This window comes from Flavobacterium shii (assembly GCF_025847235.1).
Classification (GTDB): domain Bacteria; phylum Bacteroidota; class Bacteroidia; order Flavobacteriales; family Flavobacteriaceae; genus Flavobacterium; species Flavobacterium shii.
The window spans coordinates 68877-86401 of record NZ_JAOZEW010000001.1; the positions used below are offsets into that span (position 1 = coordinate 68877).

Consider the following 17525-nt stretch of genomic DNA (forward strand, 5'->3'; position numbering starts at 1 on the left):
AAACTCTCTCTACTCCTAAAAAATTATAGTAACCATATCAAAAATTTTTTTTTTTTTGATACTTAGAGCTATAAACAACAACTATATTAAATGCATAAAAGCCAAATTATTTCATTACTGATTATATTACTATTTTGTTTTAGCACGAACTTTTATTCTCAAAATAAGCAACTTTCAAATACCGAAATTGAAAAATTACTAGACGAAGCCACAAAAAACTGGAGAACCGATAACTACGAGAAATCTTTAAGAAATGCGAGAATTGCATTAAAGCAGGCAATTAACATTAATGACAATGCTCTTATTGCACGATGTTACAACTTAATAGGAGTGAATTTTGATGATCTGATCATGCTGGACAAAGCTTTATTATTTTACCAAAAAGCGCTACAATATGTTGATAAAACTGACGATGTTAAATTAAAAAGCAAAATTCATAACAATCTGGCAAACACCTATTTTTTCTATAAAAAAGAATATCAAAAAGGAATAAATCACTATGAAAAATCACTCGAGTACAGCAAAAATTCTGCTGATAATTCAAAAGTATACCTTAGAAAACTTAACATTACCTGGGCCTATTTTGAGATTAAAAATTTTAAGAAAGGTTTAGATTATTTTAATTATATAAATGAGTTTAAACAATATGGAGATGAATCGACCGAAGTTGCACTAAATATGTTAAATGGCATATATAACGATCACATAAAAGATACTATAAAAGCAAATGCATTTTTCTTGAAAGCGATTGCATTAGGGAATGGAAGTTCTGAAAAATTTGATTTAGCAAACGCACATGAAAAATACGCAAACTTTTTATTCAAAAATCACAACTACAAAAAAGCTTTTGAAAACATAACCCAACTTAACATTCTCAACAAAGAACTCACCGAATTTGCAGAGTTGAAAAAAATTAAATTTGTAGGAGTTAATCTTGAATTAGACGAATATAAAAGGGAAGTTGATAAAATCGAATCTCAATACAAATCCAGACAAAAACATTTACTAAAAGAACAATCACGCAATAAAAAAGTAGTAACCATCATGGTTTCTTTGTTTATTGTAGCTATTATTTTATTTTACTTTTTCTATCAAAACACAAAACTAAAAGAAAACAACAGACTTAAAGATATACAAAGTAATATTCAGCAAAACATCATTAACGCAAATATTGACGGACAGGAAAACGAACGTAAGAAAATCGCATTATTTCTACATGATAACATTAGCGCGTTATTATCTTCTGCGGGAATGCATTTAAATGTTTTTTCGACGCAAAACGAACCTATCACAGAAGAGATTCTTAAAACCAAATTTATTCTAAAAGAAGCACATGATAAAGTACGAGATTTATCTCATGAACTTTTACCTACTTTATTGGTTCGCTTTGGTATGTTTTATGCGCTAGAAGATTTGTGTGAAAAAAATTCTAACTCTACTATTCGCTTTGAATATTCCTGTACCGTACCTTCAAAAACTCGCTATCATGAAAAATTTGAAATGAGGATTTATTTCATCATTTCGGAGCTTTTAAACAATATCATAAAACACAGTGAAGCAACTATTGCCAATATTACATTGGTAGAAGAAAATTCAAAACTTATTATTAATGTAAACGACAACGGAAAAGGTTACAAGACCAATAAGTTTAATATTATTGAAGGTTTTGGACTAAATCAAATTCGAGCCAGAATTAAAAATCTAAAAGGAGAAATAATAGTTGAATCCAAAATCGACACAGGTACATCAATTAGGATAGAGGTTCCAACAATGCATGAATCATAAACTAATCACGTAAAACACTTTTATTTTAAATTATCATCTGCATTAAAATCTAATCTACAGCTAGGAAATACAGTAGTCATATCGAGAATATTCTCCGTAACTCCCTAGTTAATTATTGAATATCAGCGATGCACTAATAACGTAACAAATTTAATTATTAAATTTGAAACAAAATGTTTGAAATTTGCCCCTATAAAGTAACAATCGTATTAAATGCATAAAACCCGAATTATTACCTTACTTGTTATATTACTAATTTGTTTTAGCACTAACTTTTACTCTCAAAATAAGCCACTTTCCAAAAAGGAAATTGAAGTTCTTGCTGATCAAGCTGTAAAACTTATGCGTGAGGGACATTATGAGAAATCATTAATACAATCCCGAATTACCTTAAATCATGCCATTGCCATTAAAGATGCAAATCTTATTGCGAAATCATACAATACCATTGCTGCCAATTTCGATGAACTTACTGAGCCAGATAAAGCGTTATTTTATTATCAAAAAGGAATCTTTTATGCTGAGAAAACCAATAACAACCAACTTAAAAACTGGCTTTATAATAATTTAGGTAATATTTATTGTTTCAACAAAAAAGAATACGAAAAAGGAATTTCATATTATAAAAAGTCACTTAATTGTAGTGTAAAAATAAAAGACTCTGTACAAATTGTTTTTACAAAATTAAATATTGCTTGGGCTTATTTTGACATTGGCGGTTACGATGATGGTTTTCCTTTTCTAGATTACATTAATAAATACCATCCAAAACATGGGGATGAATCTACACTTGTTGTTTTAAACATGCTTAATGGAATGTATTACAATCATAAAAAGGATTACTCCAAAGCTGACTTTTTCTTTAGCAAAGCAATAAAATATGGTCTTGAAGGAAGTGAAAAATCAGATTTATCTTTTGCCTATCAGGAATACTCTAAATTTTTATCTAAAATAGGAAACCATAAATCTGCTTATGATAATCTAACTCATTTTACTATCTTAAATGAGGAACTAAACAATGAGGAGAAATTGCGTAAAGTTCACGTTGCTGGTATGAATCTAGAGATAGACGAATACAAAAGGGATATTGATAAAATTGAATCACAATTCAAATCCAAACAACAATCTCTTTTATTAGAACAATCACGCAATAAAAAGGTGGTTAGCATTATGGTTTCTTTATTTATTGTTTCCATTATTTTATTCTATTTTTTCTATCAAAATACTAAACTAAAACAAAACAACAGACTTAAGGATATACAGAGTAAAATACAACAAAACATCATTAATGCTAGTATTGACGGACAAGAAAGCGAACGAAAGAAAATCGCATTTTTTTTACATGATAACATTAGCGCTCTATTATCATCTGCAGGAATGCATCTAAATGTTTTCTCAACACAAAACGAACCTGTCTCTGAAGAAATTCTTAAAACAAAATTTATTCTTGAAGAAGCACATGATAAAATACGTGATTTATCTCATGAGCTTTTACCCACATTATTAGTTCGCTTTGGTATGTTTTATGCTCTTGAAGATTTATGTGAGAAGAATTCTAATTCGACCATTTTCTTTGAGTATTCCTGTACAATTCCTTTAAAAACACGCTATAGCGAAAAATTTGAAATGAGAATCTATTTCATTATTTCGGAGCTTTTAAATAATATCATAAAACATAGTGAAGCCAATCTCGCCCATGTTTCATTAACAGAAGATAACGGAAATCTAATTATTAATATAAGTGATAACGGAAAAGGCTACAAGACCAATAAATTCAATATTATCGAAGGTTTTGGACTAAACCAAATTCGAGCAAGAATAAAAAATCTAAAAGGGGAAATCGAAGTTAACTCTAAGATTAGTATTGGAACCACTATTAGAATCGAAGTACCAATAATGAATAATAAATCAACAACTGAAAGTTAATTTCTTTTTTCGATTTCTATAATTTCTAAATCTTTTATTTTATCTCCGTCAATCACAAATCGCAACATAGTGCGAACTTGATGAAAACCGCTTTTTCCTGCAGCACCGGGATTCATGTGCAACAAATTATTTTTTTTATCAAACATCACTTTTAGAATATGCGAATGTCCGCAGATAAATAATTTAGGAGGATTTGCTGCTATTTCGGCTTTAATAGCTGGACTATATTTTCCTGGATATCCGCCAATATGTGTAATCCAAACCGAAACATCTTCGCACATAAAACGATTATTAAGAGGAAACTCTAATCGAGCCTTTGCATCATCGATATTACCATAAACACATCGCAATGGTTTTACTTTCTTTATAGCATCAGTCACCGATAAATCACCAATATCCCCTGCATGCCATACTTCATCGGCCTGGGAAACATATTTTAAAATAGTGTCATCAATATGACTGTGCGTATCGGAAAGTAAGAGGATTTTTTTCAATTTCAGGAAAGGTTCATAGGTTGAGAGGCACAAAGGTACAAAGGTTTTCTTAAAGCTACTAAGGTTCTGAGGTACTAAGATTCTAAGGTTTTTTTTATGTAGAGACGCACCGCAGTGCGTCTAACACAACGATTGTCGTTATAGATTTATGTGGCATTAGACGCACTGCGGTGCGTTTCTACAGAATAATGCTATGTAAAAAACCTTTGAACCTTTGCCTCTTTGTTTCTTTGAGCCTAAAAAAGAAAAAACCTTTGTACCTTTACACCTCAAAACCTTTGCACCTTTACCTTGAGATATTTTATACAATTTGCATACAACGGAACGCAATATCATGGTTGGCAATACCAGCCTAATGCGTCATCGGTTCAAGAAACTCTTAACAAAGCTCTTTCGGTTTTATTAAATACTCCTATTAATTTAATGGGAGCTGGTCGTACTGATACTGGTGTTCATGCCAAAGAAATGTTTGCTCATTTTGATTATGACTCCCCTATTGCTGTTCCAAACTTAGTTCACAAACTCAACTCGTACTTACCAAAAGACATAGCTATTTATGACATTATCTTGGTTCAAGATGAGGCACATTGTCGTTTCGACGCAACGAAACGTACTTATGAATATCATATTAATACAGTAAAAGATCCTTTTCTTCAGGAATTAAGTTGGTATTTTCATCAATATCTAGATGTTGCATTGATGAACGAAGCTGCTAAAATTTTGTTAAATCATACCGATTTCCAATGCTTTTCGAAGGTGAATACTGATGTAAATACATTTGATTGTAGTATTTTTGAAGCGTATTGGAAAACCGAAGATAATAAGCTCATTTTTACCATTTCGGCCAATCGTTTTTTGCGAAATATGGTTCGCGCCATTGTTGGTACTTTGATAAATGTTGGTTTACACAAAATTACGTTGGATGATTTTGAAAATATCATTGCCAGCAAAAACCGAGACAAAGCTGGTTTTTCGGTTCCGGCTCACGGATTGTACTTAACTAAGGTTGTGTACGATTATATTACCTAATAGCCCTGATTACTTCACCAAACTTTTATTGCAATAAGAGTTCAGTGAATGTAAACATTTGAAATGTAAATCTTTAATTATTTTTAAAGGAAAAATAATTAAGATTGCAACGAAAAACAGGATATAACTCCTAAATAAAATGAAAGCAAAAGCATTTGATACTGGTCTCTTTAAACGAATTCTTACTTATACTAAACCTTACAAATGGCGTTATAATGGTGTAATCATTTTTGCCATTTCACTCTCTATTTTTGCCGCTCTTCGCCCCTATTTGCTTAAGCAAACTGTGGATGGATATATTAAAACGCACGACCAATTGGGTTTACTTTTTTATGTAACCTTAATGGGAATTGTGCTTATGCTGGAGGTTTTCTCTCAGTTTTATTTTGTGTATTGGGCAAACTGGCTTGGTCAGGATATTGTAAAAGATATTCGTACAAAGTTGTTTAAGCATATCTTGAGTTTTAGAATGAAATATTTCGACCTTGTTCCTGTGGGGCAATTGGTTACTCGTTCGGTTTCGGATATTGAGTCGATTGCAAGAATCTTCAGCCAAGGTTTATTCATGATTATTAGTGACTTGATGAAAATGCTTGTTGTACTAATTTTTATGTTTTATATGAACTGGAAACTGACTTGGATTGTGGTTGTTGCCATGCCTATTTTGGTTTTTATCACTCGTATTTTTCAGCGTAAAATGCAGGTTGCTTTTGAGGAAGTTAGAACTCAGATTGCCAACATGAACTCTTTTGTACAGGAGCGTGTTACGGGTATGAAAATTGTTCAACTTTTTAACCGTGAAAATGCTGAATACGAAAGTTTCAAGGAGATAAACGGAAAACATAAAAAAGCATGGATAAAAACCATTTTATATAACTCTATTTTCTTTCCTATTGCCGATATTATTTCGTCACTTACATTGGGTTGTATTGTAGTTTTTGGTGGTTTTAAAATCCTAAATGGAGACCATTTTACCACTTTTGGAGATTTATTCTCTTACACGATGTTTATCGGGATGTTGTTTAATCCGCTACGTCAGATTGCGGATAAATTTAACGAGATGCAACTGGGGATGATTGCCGCCAATCGTGTTTTTGATATTATCGATACCCAAGACCATATTCAGGATACGGGAACAATCGAAGCGCCTATTTTTAACGGAACTATAGAATTTAAGGATGTTCGTTTTGGATACATTCCAGAGGAAGAAGTTATTAAAGGTATTGATTTATCGGTAGAAGCTGGACAAACTATTGCTATTGTAGGTTCGACTGGTGCTGGAAAATCGACTATAATAAACTTACTGAATCGCTTTTATGAAATTAACAGCGGGACGATTTGTATTGATGGGCATAATATCGAGAACTACACTCTGGCTTCGCTACGCAAGCAAATTGCTGTGGTTCTGCAAGATGTGTTTTTGTTTGCCGATACGATTTACAATAATATTACACTTAATAATCCCGAGATAACCAAAGCTCAGGTTCTGGAAGCTGCCAAAGTAATTGGTGTTCATGATTTTATTATGAGTTTGCCTGATAATTATGATTTTGATGTTAAGGAACGTGGAGTAATGCTTTCTTCGGGGCAGCGCCAATTAATCGCTTTCTTGCGTTCTTATGTAAGTAATCCGAGTATCTTAATATTAGACGAAGCTACTTCGTCTATAGATACGTACTCTGAAGAACTAATCCAGCGTGCTACCGAAACAATTACAAAAGGTAGAACTTCGATTGTAATTGCGCATAGATTGGCAACGATTGTTAATGCCGATAAAATTGTGGTTATGGATAAAGGGCTTATTGTAGAACAGGGAACGCATCAAGAATTGATTAATCGTGCCGAAGGTTTTTACAAAAACTTATACGACTCCCAATTTGTGATTGCAAATTAGTACGGAACACTATTTTAATTACTGCTGTTTTCACAAAAAAGAGCTGATTATTAGCTTAATTTTAGTAAATTAAATCACTTTTATTTCAATCTCTGTGAAATAGCCAATGTAAATTTACCTTGAAATAAAAATTAAACCTTTTTTTAAAATAAATCCTTAAATTCGCAATCTCGATTATTAGTTAAAAAAGAGAAAATGAAATGCCTTTTTAGTGCTTTCAATTTTAAAAATAAAATAAATACTTAAAAAATGAAATACGACGTTATTGTTTTAGGAAGTGGTCCAGGCGGATATGTTACTGCCATTAGAGCATCACAATTAGGCTTTAAAGTAGCCGTAGTTGAAAAAGAAAACCTAGGTGGTGTATGCTTAAACTGGGGTTGTATACCGACGAAAGCATTACTTAAATCGGCTCAGGTTTTTGATTATCTAAAACACGCTTCCGATTACGGATTGACTGTTTCTGAATTCGATAAAGATTTCCCTGCTGTTGTACAACGTAGCCGTGGTGTTGCCGAAGGAATGAGTAAAGGTGTTCAATTCCTGATGAAAAAAAACAAAATTGACGTTATCGAAGGTTTTGGTAAACTTAAGCCAGGAAAAAAACTTGACGTTACAGATAAAGACAATAAAGTTACCGAATATAGCGCAGACCATATTATCGTTGCTACTGGAGCCCGTTCTCGTGAGTTACCAAACTTACCTCAAGATGGTGTAAAAGTAATAGGATACCGTCAAGCGATGACATTACCAACACAACCAAAATCGATGATTATTGTAGGTTCTGGTGCTATTGGTGTTGAGTTTGCACATTTTTATAACTCAATGGGAACTGAGGTTACTATTGTAGAATTTATGCCAAACGTTGTCCCTGTAGAAGACGAAGATATCTCTAAACAAATGGAGCGTTCTTTGAAAAAAGCTGGAATTAAAATCATGACCAACTCATCTGTTGAGCGTGTTGACACAACTGGTGCAGGTGTAAAAGCTTTTGTTAAAACTGCAAAAGGCGAAGAGGTTCTTGAAGCAGATATTTTATTATCGGCTGTTGGTATTAAAACTAACATCGAGAATATTGGTCTTGAAGAAGTAGGAATCGCTACAGATAGAGATAAAATCTTGGTAAACGCTTACAACCAAACTAATATTCCTGGATATTATGCAATTGGAGATGTTACTCCAGGTCAGGCTTTGGCTCACGTAGCTTCTGCCGAAGGAATTAACTGTGTAGAAAAAATTGCTGGATTACATGTACAACCTATCGATTACGGAAACGTTCCTGGATGTACGTATGCTACTCCGGAAATTGCTTCTGTAGGTTTAACAGAAAAACAAGCTAAAGAAAAAGGATACGAATTAAAAATTGGTAAATTCCCATTCTCTGCTTCTGGAAAAGCTAAAGCTGCTGGAACTCCAGACGGTTTTGTAAAAGTAATCTTCGATGCCAAATATGGCGAATGGTTAGGATGCCACATGATTGGTGCTGGTGTTACAGATATGATTGCCGAGGCAGTTGTAGCTCGTAAACTAGAGACTACCGGTCATGAAATCTTAAAATCTATTCACCCTCACCCAACAATGAGCGAGGCTGTTATGGAAGCTGTTGCTGATGCTTACGGCGAAGTAATTCACTTGTAAAATACCAACGTAAAGATGCACAGCAGTGTGCGCTTTACAGGCTATATTTAATTTTCAATTTAAAATCCGATTTGTGAAAACAAGTCGGATTTTTTTATGATTTATTAAAACTCTAGAGATCTACTACTGGGCGTGGCTACAGTTATGTTTTTTTACATGCTTCATACAAAACCAATAAAATATTAACCATTTCGTATAAAATTACAAGGTAAATTATGATAATAAAGTGTTATTTTCGCGGCACCAAATCTAATCCTCAGTACTAATATGAAAAAGATATTCTTCATTATTACAATTACTTTATTCCTACCAAATAGTTTTTTTGCCCAGACAAAAAAAGAAGTTAGTCAAAGTTCTGAAACACAAAGTGTTTTTTCAAAATCATATGATTATGTAAATGATTTCGAAAAAATACTAACCTCAAATCAGATAACGACTTTAAAGACTACTTTAAAATCATGTGAAACAGACTCAGGTAATAAAATTATTATTGTAACAACTTCCTCCATAAAACCTTATACGGATATTCCGGAATACACATTAGGTTTGAATACCTATTTAGCCAATGATTTAAAACTGAATACTGCAGTTTTAATTATCCTGAGTAAAGAGTTAAGACAAATTCAGGTTCAAGGTGTTGATAGCCTACGTAGTAAACTTACTGATGATGAAACTAAAGATATTATAGCCAATTTTGCATTACCCGAATTTAAGAAAGGGGATTATTATAAAGGATTGGAAAAAGCAGTATCGCAAATAATAATAAAACTGAAATAGCAATTTCAAAAAAATTCAATACTATATAGAATCCGATTTGTGAAAACATATCGGATTTTTTTATATTAGCAATTGGACTGACGGCTATTATAATATAACGACGCAATAAGTATAAATAAGACACCTATATAAAATCACTCCAATAAAACTTAAAACCTCATTGTAAAAAAAATTATTCTTCTTTTTTTCTTTGCAATCGGATTAAATTCTGCTCATGCCGAATGTGGAAAATACAAGATTAGATTCACTCCAATGAATACTAATGGAAAGACATTAAATACAACAAAGTGGATAAATTTTGAAAGTCCATATATGAATGACAAAAGTTGTTATTAAAGAAAAAACAAAAACTAGATTTGTAACAAATAATAAAAGCAACCGTCTATATTATAAACCAATCATTTACAGCCAAAAAACAATGTTATGAAACCAAAAAGTATTTGCTTAATCGGATTACTCTTTTTTGTTCTTAGTTATATAATGTTTTCACAAGGTTCTAAACTAGCATATTTTCAAAAACCCATAGATTTTGCTCATTGGTTTAACTTAATTGGGGCTGTATTATTACTTTCTTTTAATGACGTATTCCCAAAGAACAAACTTAATTTTGTAGCCTCTTTTTTAACTACTCTAGGAGTTATAGGTCATATAGGGCTTTGTACTATTGACTTTATTATGTGGAGTTTTGGAAATGACGAAATCGCAAAAACAGAATTAGGCAATCAGATAAGTAATACGCCATCTATTTTATATCCTTTTGTTATCATCGGACCTTCGCTACTTTTTGTCGGGTTAGCAACGCACGCATTAAATTTTATTAAAACTCACACCATTAGTACCTTAATGGTAATAATTGGAGCACCTGCAGTAGGATTTACTTTCTTTGTATTAAAAAACGGGACTTATATGGTGTTAAGTTGTATCCTTTTTGCTTTAGGATTATTTTTACTTCTTTATAGAAATGAAGGAAGAAGAATATTGACCAAATAAAAACCGATTCTTATTTCTGAAAAAACTGCAAATGCCAGTGGACAAGAAATTACAACAGATCTTTTGAAATTAAAAAATCAATACATCAAATTAGGAAAAAATCAAATAAATTTACAGAAATTACAAGTTGATAATTCTGATTATGGTGTTTATGGGAAAATAAATTATGGCAACATTCGACTGGGCATAATTCGTCAATTCAAGAAAGTTATAATTAGTTTTGATAATAATTACCTCAAATTAGAAAATTAATAGGCAAGCTTAAAAAACAAATGAAAAAACTAACAACATACCAGATCGATTCTTTCACAAAAGAAAAATTCAAAGGAAATCCAGCAGGAGTAGTTGTAAATGCCGATGGATTGAATGATTATCAAATGCAGCAAATCGCAAGAGAATTAAATAACTCCGAAACAGCTTTTCTTTTCTCTCCAGATAGTGAGGATTGTGATGGAGTAATACGATACTTTACGCCAAGTACCGAAGTTCCTATTTGCGGACACGCTACTATTGCTGCAATGTATGCCAAAGCTCATGAAGACAATTTGGATTCTTGTGTATTAAAATTCAAGACCAAGATTGGTATTCTACCTTTTGAGATAATCAAAAATAATGGAGACTATCAAATTTTAATGACTCAGGGAAATTTTGAACTAAGTCCTGCATTTAATGAAGATATAACCACCAGAATGATAACTGCATTAGGTCTTGAAGAATCTGATAGAAATGAAAAATGTCCAATCCAAATAGCTTCTACAGGGCACTCTAAAGTTATGATTGGAATTAAAAGCAGAACAAAACTCAATGCTTTATCTCCAAACTATAATGCTCTAGCCAATTTAAGCAAGGAGATTAATTGCAACGGATATTTTGTCTTTACATTCGATTCTGATGATAAAGACATCTTGACTTACGGCAGAATGTTTGCTCCTGGAATTGGTATAAATGAAGACCCTGTTACTGGTAATGCAAATGGACCACTTGGAGGTTATTTGGTACAAAATAAAATTGTAGATTTTAAAAATGATACGTTTGAATTTAACGGAAGACAAGGAGAAAAAATAGATCGTCTTGGGGTAATAAAAGTTAAAGTAAAGATTGAAAATAATAAACCGGTATTGATTCAGATAAAAGGGGATGCTGTAGTTGTTTTTAGAGCCGAAATTGAGATTTAAAATTGATTACATCTATTTCTCTCAATTAAAAAATAACACACATAAATGAAAATTGTAGAAATTAGAAAAAGTGACCTTGATTCCTTAAGAAATACATTCTTAAAGGAAAGACAAACAACATTTTCGTGGGTAGATTCGGCACATTTTATTTACATGATTTTGATACGGAAACTGAAGGAGAATATTGTCCATGACTAATTATCCAAATAAACCTTAAAATGAAAAAATATAAATCCAAAATTGACACTCCATTAATAGTTTTTTTATCGATCATTTTTATCCCTTCACTATTTAAAATGTTATATGATAAAGATTGGTACGTGGCATCTTTTATGACTCTTGCAATACTATTTATTTTACATCTATTTTCAACAACCTATTATATTATTACCGAAAATAATTTAATTGTAAAATCAGGGTTTCTGGTATCTATTACGGTTGATATTCGGAATATAAAAAAAATGTCCGAAACAAATACCCTTCTAAGTTCACCCGCATTATCATTTGACAGACTTGAGGTTTTATATAATAAATTTGATACCGTTGTAATTTCACCAAAAGACAAACAGGAGTTTATTCAAACACTAAAAAATATTAACCCTGAAATAGAGATTAAGTTAAAAGCATCAAATCATGAAAAAGATATACATTGTTGAATTTCCGTCAAATCTGGGATTAAAAGAGCCGCAACCTAATAAAGAACCTGGAGTAAAACATTTACCAGAATGGTTAAAGAAACACGATTTGTATAATTCTCTCAATCCAGAAAGTATATTGTGACTTGTTCCTTTTGGAAATTAAAAATAAGAATCTGGATGGATTTTGGCTTTATATTGATGTTGGTGTTTTAAACGATATAATAATGCCTTGCGCAGATAGCCAAACTCTGGATAGTTTGACCTATGAAGAATTCAATGAACTAACTTATCTTCTATTTCAAAGTGACAAACTCACTGGACTTGAAATAACAATCCTCGATCCCGACTTAGATACTACAGGACATACGCCAAAGATTTTGTAAAAAATATTAGCAATACTTTTAATTCTGCTAAGGCAAACAAGGAATAGAAATGATATTCAGATAATTTTTACAAATAAAAAACTTCATTTATTTACTTTGTAATAAAAAAGACATATTTTTGTAAGGTTATATTTATGACAAATTATTTATATAACTGATTTTAAATACTTTTAATAATTAACAATATAAATAATGAAAACAAAATTCCTTACATTAGTAATTGCAATTTTTATGGTGGTAAGTTGTAAAAATAACAACGACAATCAAAAAGTTGAAACTGGAGATTTAAATAAAGATTTGACTTCTCTGGAAAAATTAACAACAGGCAATCAACGCTTTTTGGATGAGAAATCAATCCATCCCCATCAAAACAAAAAATCTGTTTTAGAAAATCAGAATGGACAAAAACCATTTGCAGTTATTATAACCTGTTCTGACAGTAGAGTTTCTCCCGAAATTGTGTTTGACCAAGGCATTGGTGATTTATTTGTGATACGTAATGCCGGAAACTTAATTTCGGATATCGATATGGGAAGCATTGAGTATGCTATAGAACACTTAGATTCTAAATTAATCGTTGTTTTAGGTCATACTGAATGTGGTGCAATAAAAGCCTATATCAATGATAATGATGGAGCCTATAAGAAACATTTAAGCCATATCGATAATATTGTAGAAATGATATCAGAGGAAGATGAAGAAAAACAAGCTGATAAAACAACTCCTAAATCAACTGACTATCTAGGTGCAATTAAAGCTAACATCATGCACTCTACAAAGCTAATACAAGATAATCCTATCATAAAAGAGTATAAAATAAAAATTGTACCAATGTTATATGATGTTCATACTGGGCAAATTGTAAAGTTGCAATAACAAGACTACATGCAAAATAATCCTTTAAAATGGTATAAGGTAACAGTAGTTTTTTATATCTGCTGTTTACTTTTTACTACAATTAACCTATACAATTCTTACAAATATTACATCATAATATCCGAATCTTTAATTTGCATATTTTTTATATTATTAGCTCTAAGTAAGACTAATAAAATAAGAGAATTAACTTACAATCATATTAAATATATCTTTTCAAAAAAATATCGTTTGGCATTTGCCGTAACATTTTGTATTTTTTCATTAGGTATAAATTATGCCCTTGGAATAAGAACTAATACTGAAATTGAAAAAAACGGAATAACAACAGAGGCTATTATTCAGAGTCAACTTAAAACAGCCAAAGCAACATACCAAAGATCCTTAAATTCATATACTATTTAGTACAAAAGAAGGAAAAGAATACACTATTTCGAAAAGCGTAGATAAAGCTTTTTATGAAAAAAAAACCATAAGCAAAAAAATAAAAATTAGATATCTACCAAATAACCCATCTATTTTTAAAATAATATAATTGCTGTTTAAATTAATAAAAAAATTATATTGCTATGAAATACAAAAAATATTTAATCCCAGTTCTATTAGCCATTTTGTTTTATGTAGTGTTTATTTCTTCATTCTTAATAAATATTTGGGGATACATCGTTGATAAAAATTACTATATCCCAAAGGAATCTAACCTATTTATCTTTAATGCTACCGTTATGCAAAAGGGTTCTAGTGATGCTTGGGTATATGGCGAAGATTACAATAATTACTATTTTAATGCAGGTCTAAAAACTGAAGATATTATTTGGATTTCTAAAGTAGATATGAAAAGTTGTCCTAACTTTGAACCTACAAATATTAAAACTTGGTGCGGAGCAGAAATTCCCCATGAAAAAATTAAGAATTAGATAAAAAATAAATAACAAGAATGACAATAGAACAAATTATCGATGCCCAAATGTTGGCTTTTGACAATAGGGACATAAAAAACATGATGCCATTATATAGCGATAACATCAAAATTATTAATTTCTCTGATAATTCAATAACCATTAATGGAATAGGTGACTGTGAAAAAATGTTTATCACATTATTCGAAAACTCACCAAATCTTCGAGCCGAAATAATAAAAACAATCCATTTTGATAATAAAATAATTGTTCAGGAATACATCTACGGTAGAAATGGAAGCGATGAAAGAACGGAACAAGTAGTTATTTTTGAAGTGAATGACCAAAAAATAACCCGAATGGATTTGATAAGAAAAGCCGTTTAGCTTACGCAAAAATGCATCTTAAATGATTATAAGTTATTTTATAAAAAATAACTTATAATCACTGCTTCGTTTAATGTGACAAAAATTAAATTCCGAATGTTATGAAACCAAATTTTAGTAAATTCCCAAGGTTAAAAACTGAGAGATTAGTATTGAGAAATCTGGAAGTCCAAGATTTTGAATTTATCCATAAGTTACATTCTGATCCAATTGTAAACTCATTTGTAGGTAGGGATAATTCCTCCAATTTAGATAAAGCAGAAGCATATATAACCCGAATAAATAATCTGATTGCCAAGAATGAGTGCATATATTGGGTAATTGCGTTAAAAGAAAATAATGATTTAATAGGTTCTGTATGTCTTTGGAACTTTGATTTGGAGAATGATATAGTCGAAATTGGCTACGAAATGTTAACACAATACCAAGGAAAAGGATTTATGTCGGAAGCATTGAAAGAAGTTGTAAAATATGCTTTTGAAGGAATAAAGGCATCGCTTATAACAGCTTTTCCTTCCTCAGATAATATCAATTCGGTAACTATATTAAAAAGAAATAATTTTCAATACGAAGACAAACCTTATAATAATACGCATCTTAATGTAAAAAATATAGTAACTTATACTTTGAGGAAGCCATAAATAAAAGCAAAAGTCATAGTCAATAACATGAAACAAAATAAATATGATGATAAATCTTTCTTCGAGAATTATGGCAAAATGCCACGTTCTGTCGACGGATTAAATGCAGCAGGAGAATGGTATGTTTTACGTGAAATGTTACCTGAGTTTAAAGATAGAAATGTTCTAGATTTAGGTTGTGGATACGGTTGGCATTGTATTTATGCAAAAGAACAAGGCGCAAAAAATGTTGTTGGGGTTGATTTATCTGAAAAAATGATCCAAAAAGCCAAAGAGAATTCAAAAGGCTTAACCATAGATTACAAACAAGGCGCAATTGAAGATATCGACTTTAAACCCGAAGAATTTGATATTGTAATTAGTTCCCTCGCATTTCATTATGTAAAAGATCTTGAAACTGTTTTTAACAAAATTAATCAGTACCTAAAGAAAGGTGGCAGCTTTGTTTTTTCTATGGAACATCCTGTATTTACATCTCGACCAGAACAAGATTGGTTTACCGATACAGATGGAAATCGCTTGCATTGGCCAATTGATAATTATCAAAATGAAGGCATAAGATACACACAATTTCTAGGTCACGAAGTAATTAAATACCACCGAACTTTCGAAACTATTGTAAATACATTAATCAAAGCCAACTTTACTGTCAAACAAATATCTGAACCGAAACCTTCTACCGAAATACTTGAGAAATATCCCGAAATGATTGACGAGAGCAGAAGACCTATATTTATATTGATTTCGGCGGTTAAGAATTAATAATAATCAGGCTGTATAAGATAAATGAACTCTAAGTTTTCTTTACCTAAAAGACTAACCATATAAGTCCATTTGAGAGAAACATTTAAAAACTTATATTTTCTTTAATAACTTATATGGACTTAAATAGTTTTAGAAAGTTGACTTATTTGCTTTAAAAAAAAATAAAATTTCATTATATAATTCTACCCGGCTTTTCTCCAAATGCATAACATGAGTTCCTTTTTCCAATACCACATACTTCTTTGATTTTGCATTTTCTAGAGAGAGGAATAAATTTTCGGCATCGGCATTATTAGGATATTTGTCCCATTCACCTCTTATTATTAAGGTTGAAGATTTAATATCCCTCGGATTATAATAGGGTTTATTGTGCAATAGATCTTCGACATCTTGATTTGGACCTGAAGGGAAACGGATACTTTCTGTTTTAAACTTTCTAAGTAATGGATCACTTTTTCTCCAATTTTCTCCCCAATTAGTAAAAATTTCTTTTTCTAATTGACATATTTCTCCATCAGGAGTTAGACTTTTCATGGCATCAATCCTTTGTTTAGGAGTCATCTCATCAAAAGAACCTTTAATGTTTTCAGCTTCATACGGTTCGTTTCTTACGGTTATGGTCGCAAATAAAACTAGTTTCTCAATTTTCTCTGGAAATTTTGATGCATAAAGTGCTGCAACACTTCCACCCCATGAATGACCTATCAAATACACTTTATTTTTACCCGTCTTTTTTATAATTAAATCTACAGCCTTATCAACATCCAAAAACACATCCTGAGCTCTGCCAACGACTTTACTTTCTTTAGAATGATTTTCCATTTCTGGATAGCGATCAGAATTTCCATAACCTAAGAAATCCAATGAAAATACGTCATACCCATTCTCTGATAAATTGGTCATCCAAGAGGTATTATTCATTTTAAAATTAAAAGAAAGAGCCGTTGGGAATGATGAACCATGAAGAAAAAGTACCGGATAATCATTTGAAATTACTTTAGGTTGCATATGATTAATTGCAATATCTAAATTATTAATCCGACTTTGTATTTTTAAAACTTCAATACTATTCATTGTGTTTTCTTTAGAAATGATTCTGTTATTCTGTGCGTTTATTTGATATAACCCTAAAATACAAATCAATACAGATATTTTATATCTTATCATTCGTTTATTAATTTTAAGCAAAAATAAACTTCCAATATCTTTAATACTTCATTTAATACTTA

The 17525-nt window shown here is 31.1% G+C and carries 18 protein-coding genes; 16 read left to right on the top strand and 2 right to left on the bottom strand.

Features of this window, described 5'->3' with window-relative positions; all coding sequences use genetic code 11:
- The first annotated feature begins 90 nt into the window (after positions 1-90).
- Together OIU83_RS00310 and OIU83_RS00315 are read left to right on the top strand one after the other, a co-directional pair.
- Positions 91-1785 (top strand): tetratricopeptide repeat-containing sensor histidine kinase, encoded by a 1695-nt coding sequence (locus OIU83_RS00310; protein WP_264204289.1) that lies wholly within the window; start codon positions 91-93, stop codon positions 1783-1785.
- Between the two features lie 213 nt (positions 1786-1998).
- Complete coding sequence (locus OIU83_RS00315) at positions 1999-3711, top strand: tetratricopeptide repeat-containing sensor histidine kinase (RefSeq protein ID WP_264204290.1); 1713 nt, start codon at positions 1999-2001, stop codon at positions 3709-3711.
- Here the strand turns inward: OIU83_RS00315 and OIU83_RS00320 are convergent.
- On the bottom strand, positions 3708-4205 hold the full coding sequence (locus OIU83_RS00320; protein WP_264204291.1) for a metallophosphoesterase family protein: 498 nt from the start codon (positions 4203-4205) through the stop codon (positions 3708-3710). The genes OIU83_RS00315 and OIU83_RS00320 overlap by 4 nt on opposite strands.
- A gap of 291 nt (positions 4206-4496) precedes the next feature.
- Here OIU83_RS00320 and truA point away from each other — a divergent pair, with 291 nt between their 5' ends.
- From truA to OIU83_RS00390, 14 genes are all read left to right on the top strand, one after another.
- Entirely contained in the window at positions 4497-5234 is a 738-nt protein-coding gene (gene truA, locus OIU83_RS00325) for a tRNA pseudouridine(38-40) synthase TruA (RefSeq protein ID WP_264204292.1), read from the top strand.
- 139 nt (positions 5235-5373) lie between these two features.
- A complete protein-coding gene (locus tag OIU83_RS00330) occupies positions 5374-7128 on the top strand; it encodes an ABC transporter ATP-binding protein (protein ID WP_264204293.1) in 1755 nt (584 codons plus the stop codon).
- A gap of 249 nt (positions 7129-7377) precedes the next feature.
- Positions 7378-8766, top strand: coding sequence for a dihydrolipoyl dehydrogenase (gene lpdA / locus OIU83_RS00335; protein ID WP_264204294.1), 1389 nt, complete (start codon positions 7378-7380; stop codon positions 8764-8766).
- 267 nt (positions 8767-9033) lie between these two features.
- On the top strand, positions 9034-9543 hold the full coding sequence (locus OIU83_RS00340; RefSeq protein ID WP_264204295.1) for a TPM domain-containing protein: 510 nt from the start codon (positions 9034-9036) through the stop codon (positions 9541-9543).
- A gap of 423 nt (positions 9544-9966) precedes the next feature.
- The gene (locus OIU83_RS00345; RefSeq protein WP_264204296.1) at positions 9967-10533 is read left to right on the top strand and encodes a hypothetical protein; all 567 of its coding nucleotides are present in this window, start codon (positions 9967-9969) and stop codon (positions 10531-10533) included.
- Positions 10534-10805: 272 nt separating this feature from the next.
- Positions 10806-11708, top strand: a complete 903-nt coding sequence (locus tag OIU83_RS00350; protein ID WP_264204297.1) for a PhzF family isomerase — start codon at positions 10806-10808, stop codon at positions 11706-11708.
- A gap of 218 nt (positions 11709-11926) precedes the next feature.
- Positions 11927-12364, top strand: coding sequence for a PH domain-containing protein (locus tag OIU83_RS00355; protein WP_264204298.1), 438 nt, complete (start codon positions 11927-11929; stop codon positions 12362-12364).
- The gene (locus OIU83_RS00360; protein WP_264204299.1) at positions 12342-12488 is read left to right on the top strand and encodes a hypothetical protein; all 147 of its coding nucleotides are present in this window, start codon (positions 12342-12344) and stop codon (positions 12486-12488) included. The genes OIU83_RS00355 and OIU83_RS00360 overlap by 23 nt, the downstream gene beginning before the upstream one ends.
- A gap of 1 nt (position 12489) precedes the next feature.
- Complete coding sequence (locus tag OIU83_RS00365) at positions 12490-12729, top strand: arginase family protein (protein ID WP_264204300.1); 240 nt, start codon at positions 12490-12492, stop codon at positions 12727-12729.
- A 192-nt stretch (positions 12730-12921) separates the two neighbouring features.
- Positions 12922-13605 (top strand): carbonic anhydrase, encoded by a 684-nt coding sequence (locus tag OIU83_RS00370; protein ID WP_264204301.1) that lies wholly within the window; start codon positions 12922-12924, stop codon positions 13603-13605.
- Between the two features lie 569 nt (positions 13606-14174).
- Positions 14175-14522 (top strand): hypothetical protein, encoded by a 348-nt coding sequence (locus OIU83_RS00375; RefSeq protein WP_264204302.1) that lies wholly within the window; start codon positions 14175-14177, stop codon positions 14520-14522.
- Positions 14523-14542: 20 nt separating this feature from the next.
- Positions 14543-14890, top strand: coding sequence for a nuclear transport factor 2 family protein (locus OIU83_RS00380; protein WP_264204303.1), 348 nt, complete (start codon positions 14543-14545; stop codon positions 14888-14890).
- Between the two features lie 101 nt (positions 14891-14991).
- Positions 14992-15531 (top strand): GNAT family N-acetyltransferase, encoded by a 540-nt coding sequence (locus OIU83_RS00385; protein ID WP_264204304.1) that lies wholly within the window; start codon positions 14992-14994, stop codon positions 15529-15531.
- A gap of 27 nt (positions 15532-15558) precedes the next feature.
- The gene (locus OIU83_RS00390) at positions 15559-16293 is read left to right on the top strand and encodes a class I SAM-dependent methyltransferase (RefSeq protein ID WP_264204305.1); all 735 of its coding nucleotides are present in this window, start codon (positions 15559-15561) and stop codon (positions 16291-16293) included.
- A 132-nt stretch (positions 16294-16425) separates the two neighbouring features.
- Here the strand turns inward: OIU83_RS00390 and OIU83_RS00395 are convergent, their stop codons facing one another.
- The gene (locus OIU83_RS00395; protein WP_264204306.1) at positions 16426-17463 is read right to left on the bottom strand and encodes an alpha/beta hydrolase; all 1038 of its coding nucleotides are present in this window, start codon (positions 17461-17463) and stop codon (positions 16426-16428) included.
- Between the last annotated feature and the right edge of the window lie 62 nt (positions 17464-17525).

Excerpts from the sequence above, each read along its gene's own strand:
- OIU83_RS00310 (WP_264204289.1), top strand. The coding sequence starts at position 91 with ATGCATAAAAGCCAAATTATTTCATTACTGATTATATTACTATTTTGT.
- OIU83_RS00315 (WP_264204290.1), top strand. The coding sequence starts at position 1,999 with ATGCATAAAACCCGAATTATTACCTTACTTGTTATATTACTAATTTGT.
- OIU83_RS00330 (WP_264204293.1), top strand. The coding sequence starts at position 5,374 with ATGAAAGCAAAAGCATTTGATACTGGTCTCTTTAAACGAATTCTTACT.
- lpdA (WP_264204294.1), top strand. The coding sequence starts at position 7,378 with ATGAAATACGACGTTATTGTTTTAGGAAGTGGTCCAGGCGGATATGTT.
- OIU83_RS00340 (WP_264204295.1), top strand. The coding sequence starts at position 9,034 with ATGAAAAAGATATTCTTCATTATTACAATTACTTTATTCCTACCAAAT.
- OIU83_RS00345 (WP_264204296.1), top strand. The coding sequence starts at position 9,967 with ATGAAACCAAAAAGTATTTGCTTAATCGGATTACTCTTTTTTGTTCTT.
- OIU83_RS00350 (WP_264204297.1), top strand. The coding sequence starts at position 10,806 with ATGAAAAAACTAACAACATACCAGATCGATTCTTTCACAAAAGAAAAA.
- OIU83_RS00355 (WP_264204298.1), top strand. The coding sequence starts at position 11,927 with ATGAAAAAATATAAATCCAAAATTGACACTCCATTAATAGTTTTTTTA.
- OIU83_RS00360 (WP_264204299.1), top strand. The coding sequence starts at position 12,342 with ATGAAAAAGATATACATTGTTGAATTTCCGTCAAATCTGGGATTAAAA.
- OIU83_RS00370 (WP_264204301.1), top strand. The coding sequence starts at position 12,922 with ATGAAAACAAAATTCCTTACATTAGTAATTGCAATTTTTATGGTGGTA.
- OIU83_RS00375 (WP_264204302.1), top strand. The coding sequence starts at position 14,175 with ATGAAATACAAAAAATATTTAATCCCAGTTCTATTAGCCATTTTGTTT.
- OIU83_RS00380 (WP_264204303.1), top strand. The coding sequence starts at position 14,543 with ATGACAATAGAACAAATTATCGATGCCCAAATGTTGGCTTTTGACAAT.
- OIU83_RS00385 (WP_264204304.1), top strand. The coding sequence starts at position 14,992 with ATGAAACCAAATTTTAGTAAATTCCCAAGGTTAAAAACTGAGAGATTA.
- OIU83_RS00390 (WP_264204305.1), top strand. The coding sequence starts at position 15,559 with ATGAAACAAAATAAATATGATGATAAATCTTTCTTCGAGAATTATGGC.
- OIU83_RS00395 (WP_264204306.1), bottom strand. The coding sequence starts at position 17,463 with ATGATAAGATATAAAATATCTGTATTGATTTGTATTTTAGGGTTATAT.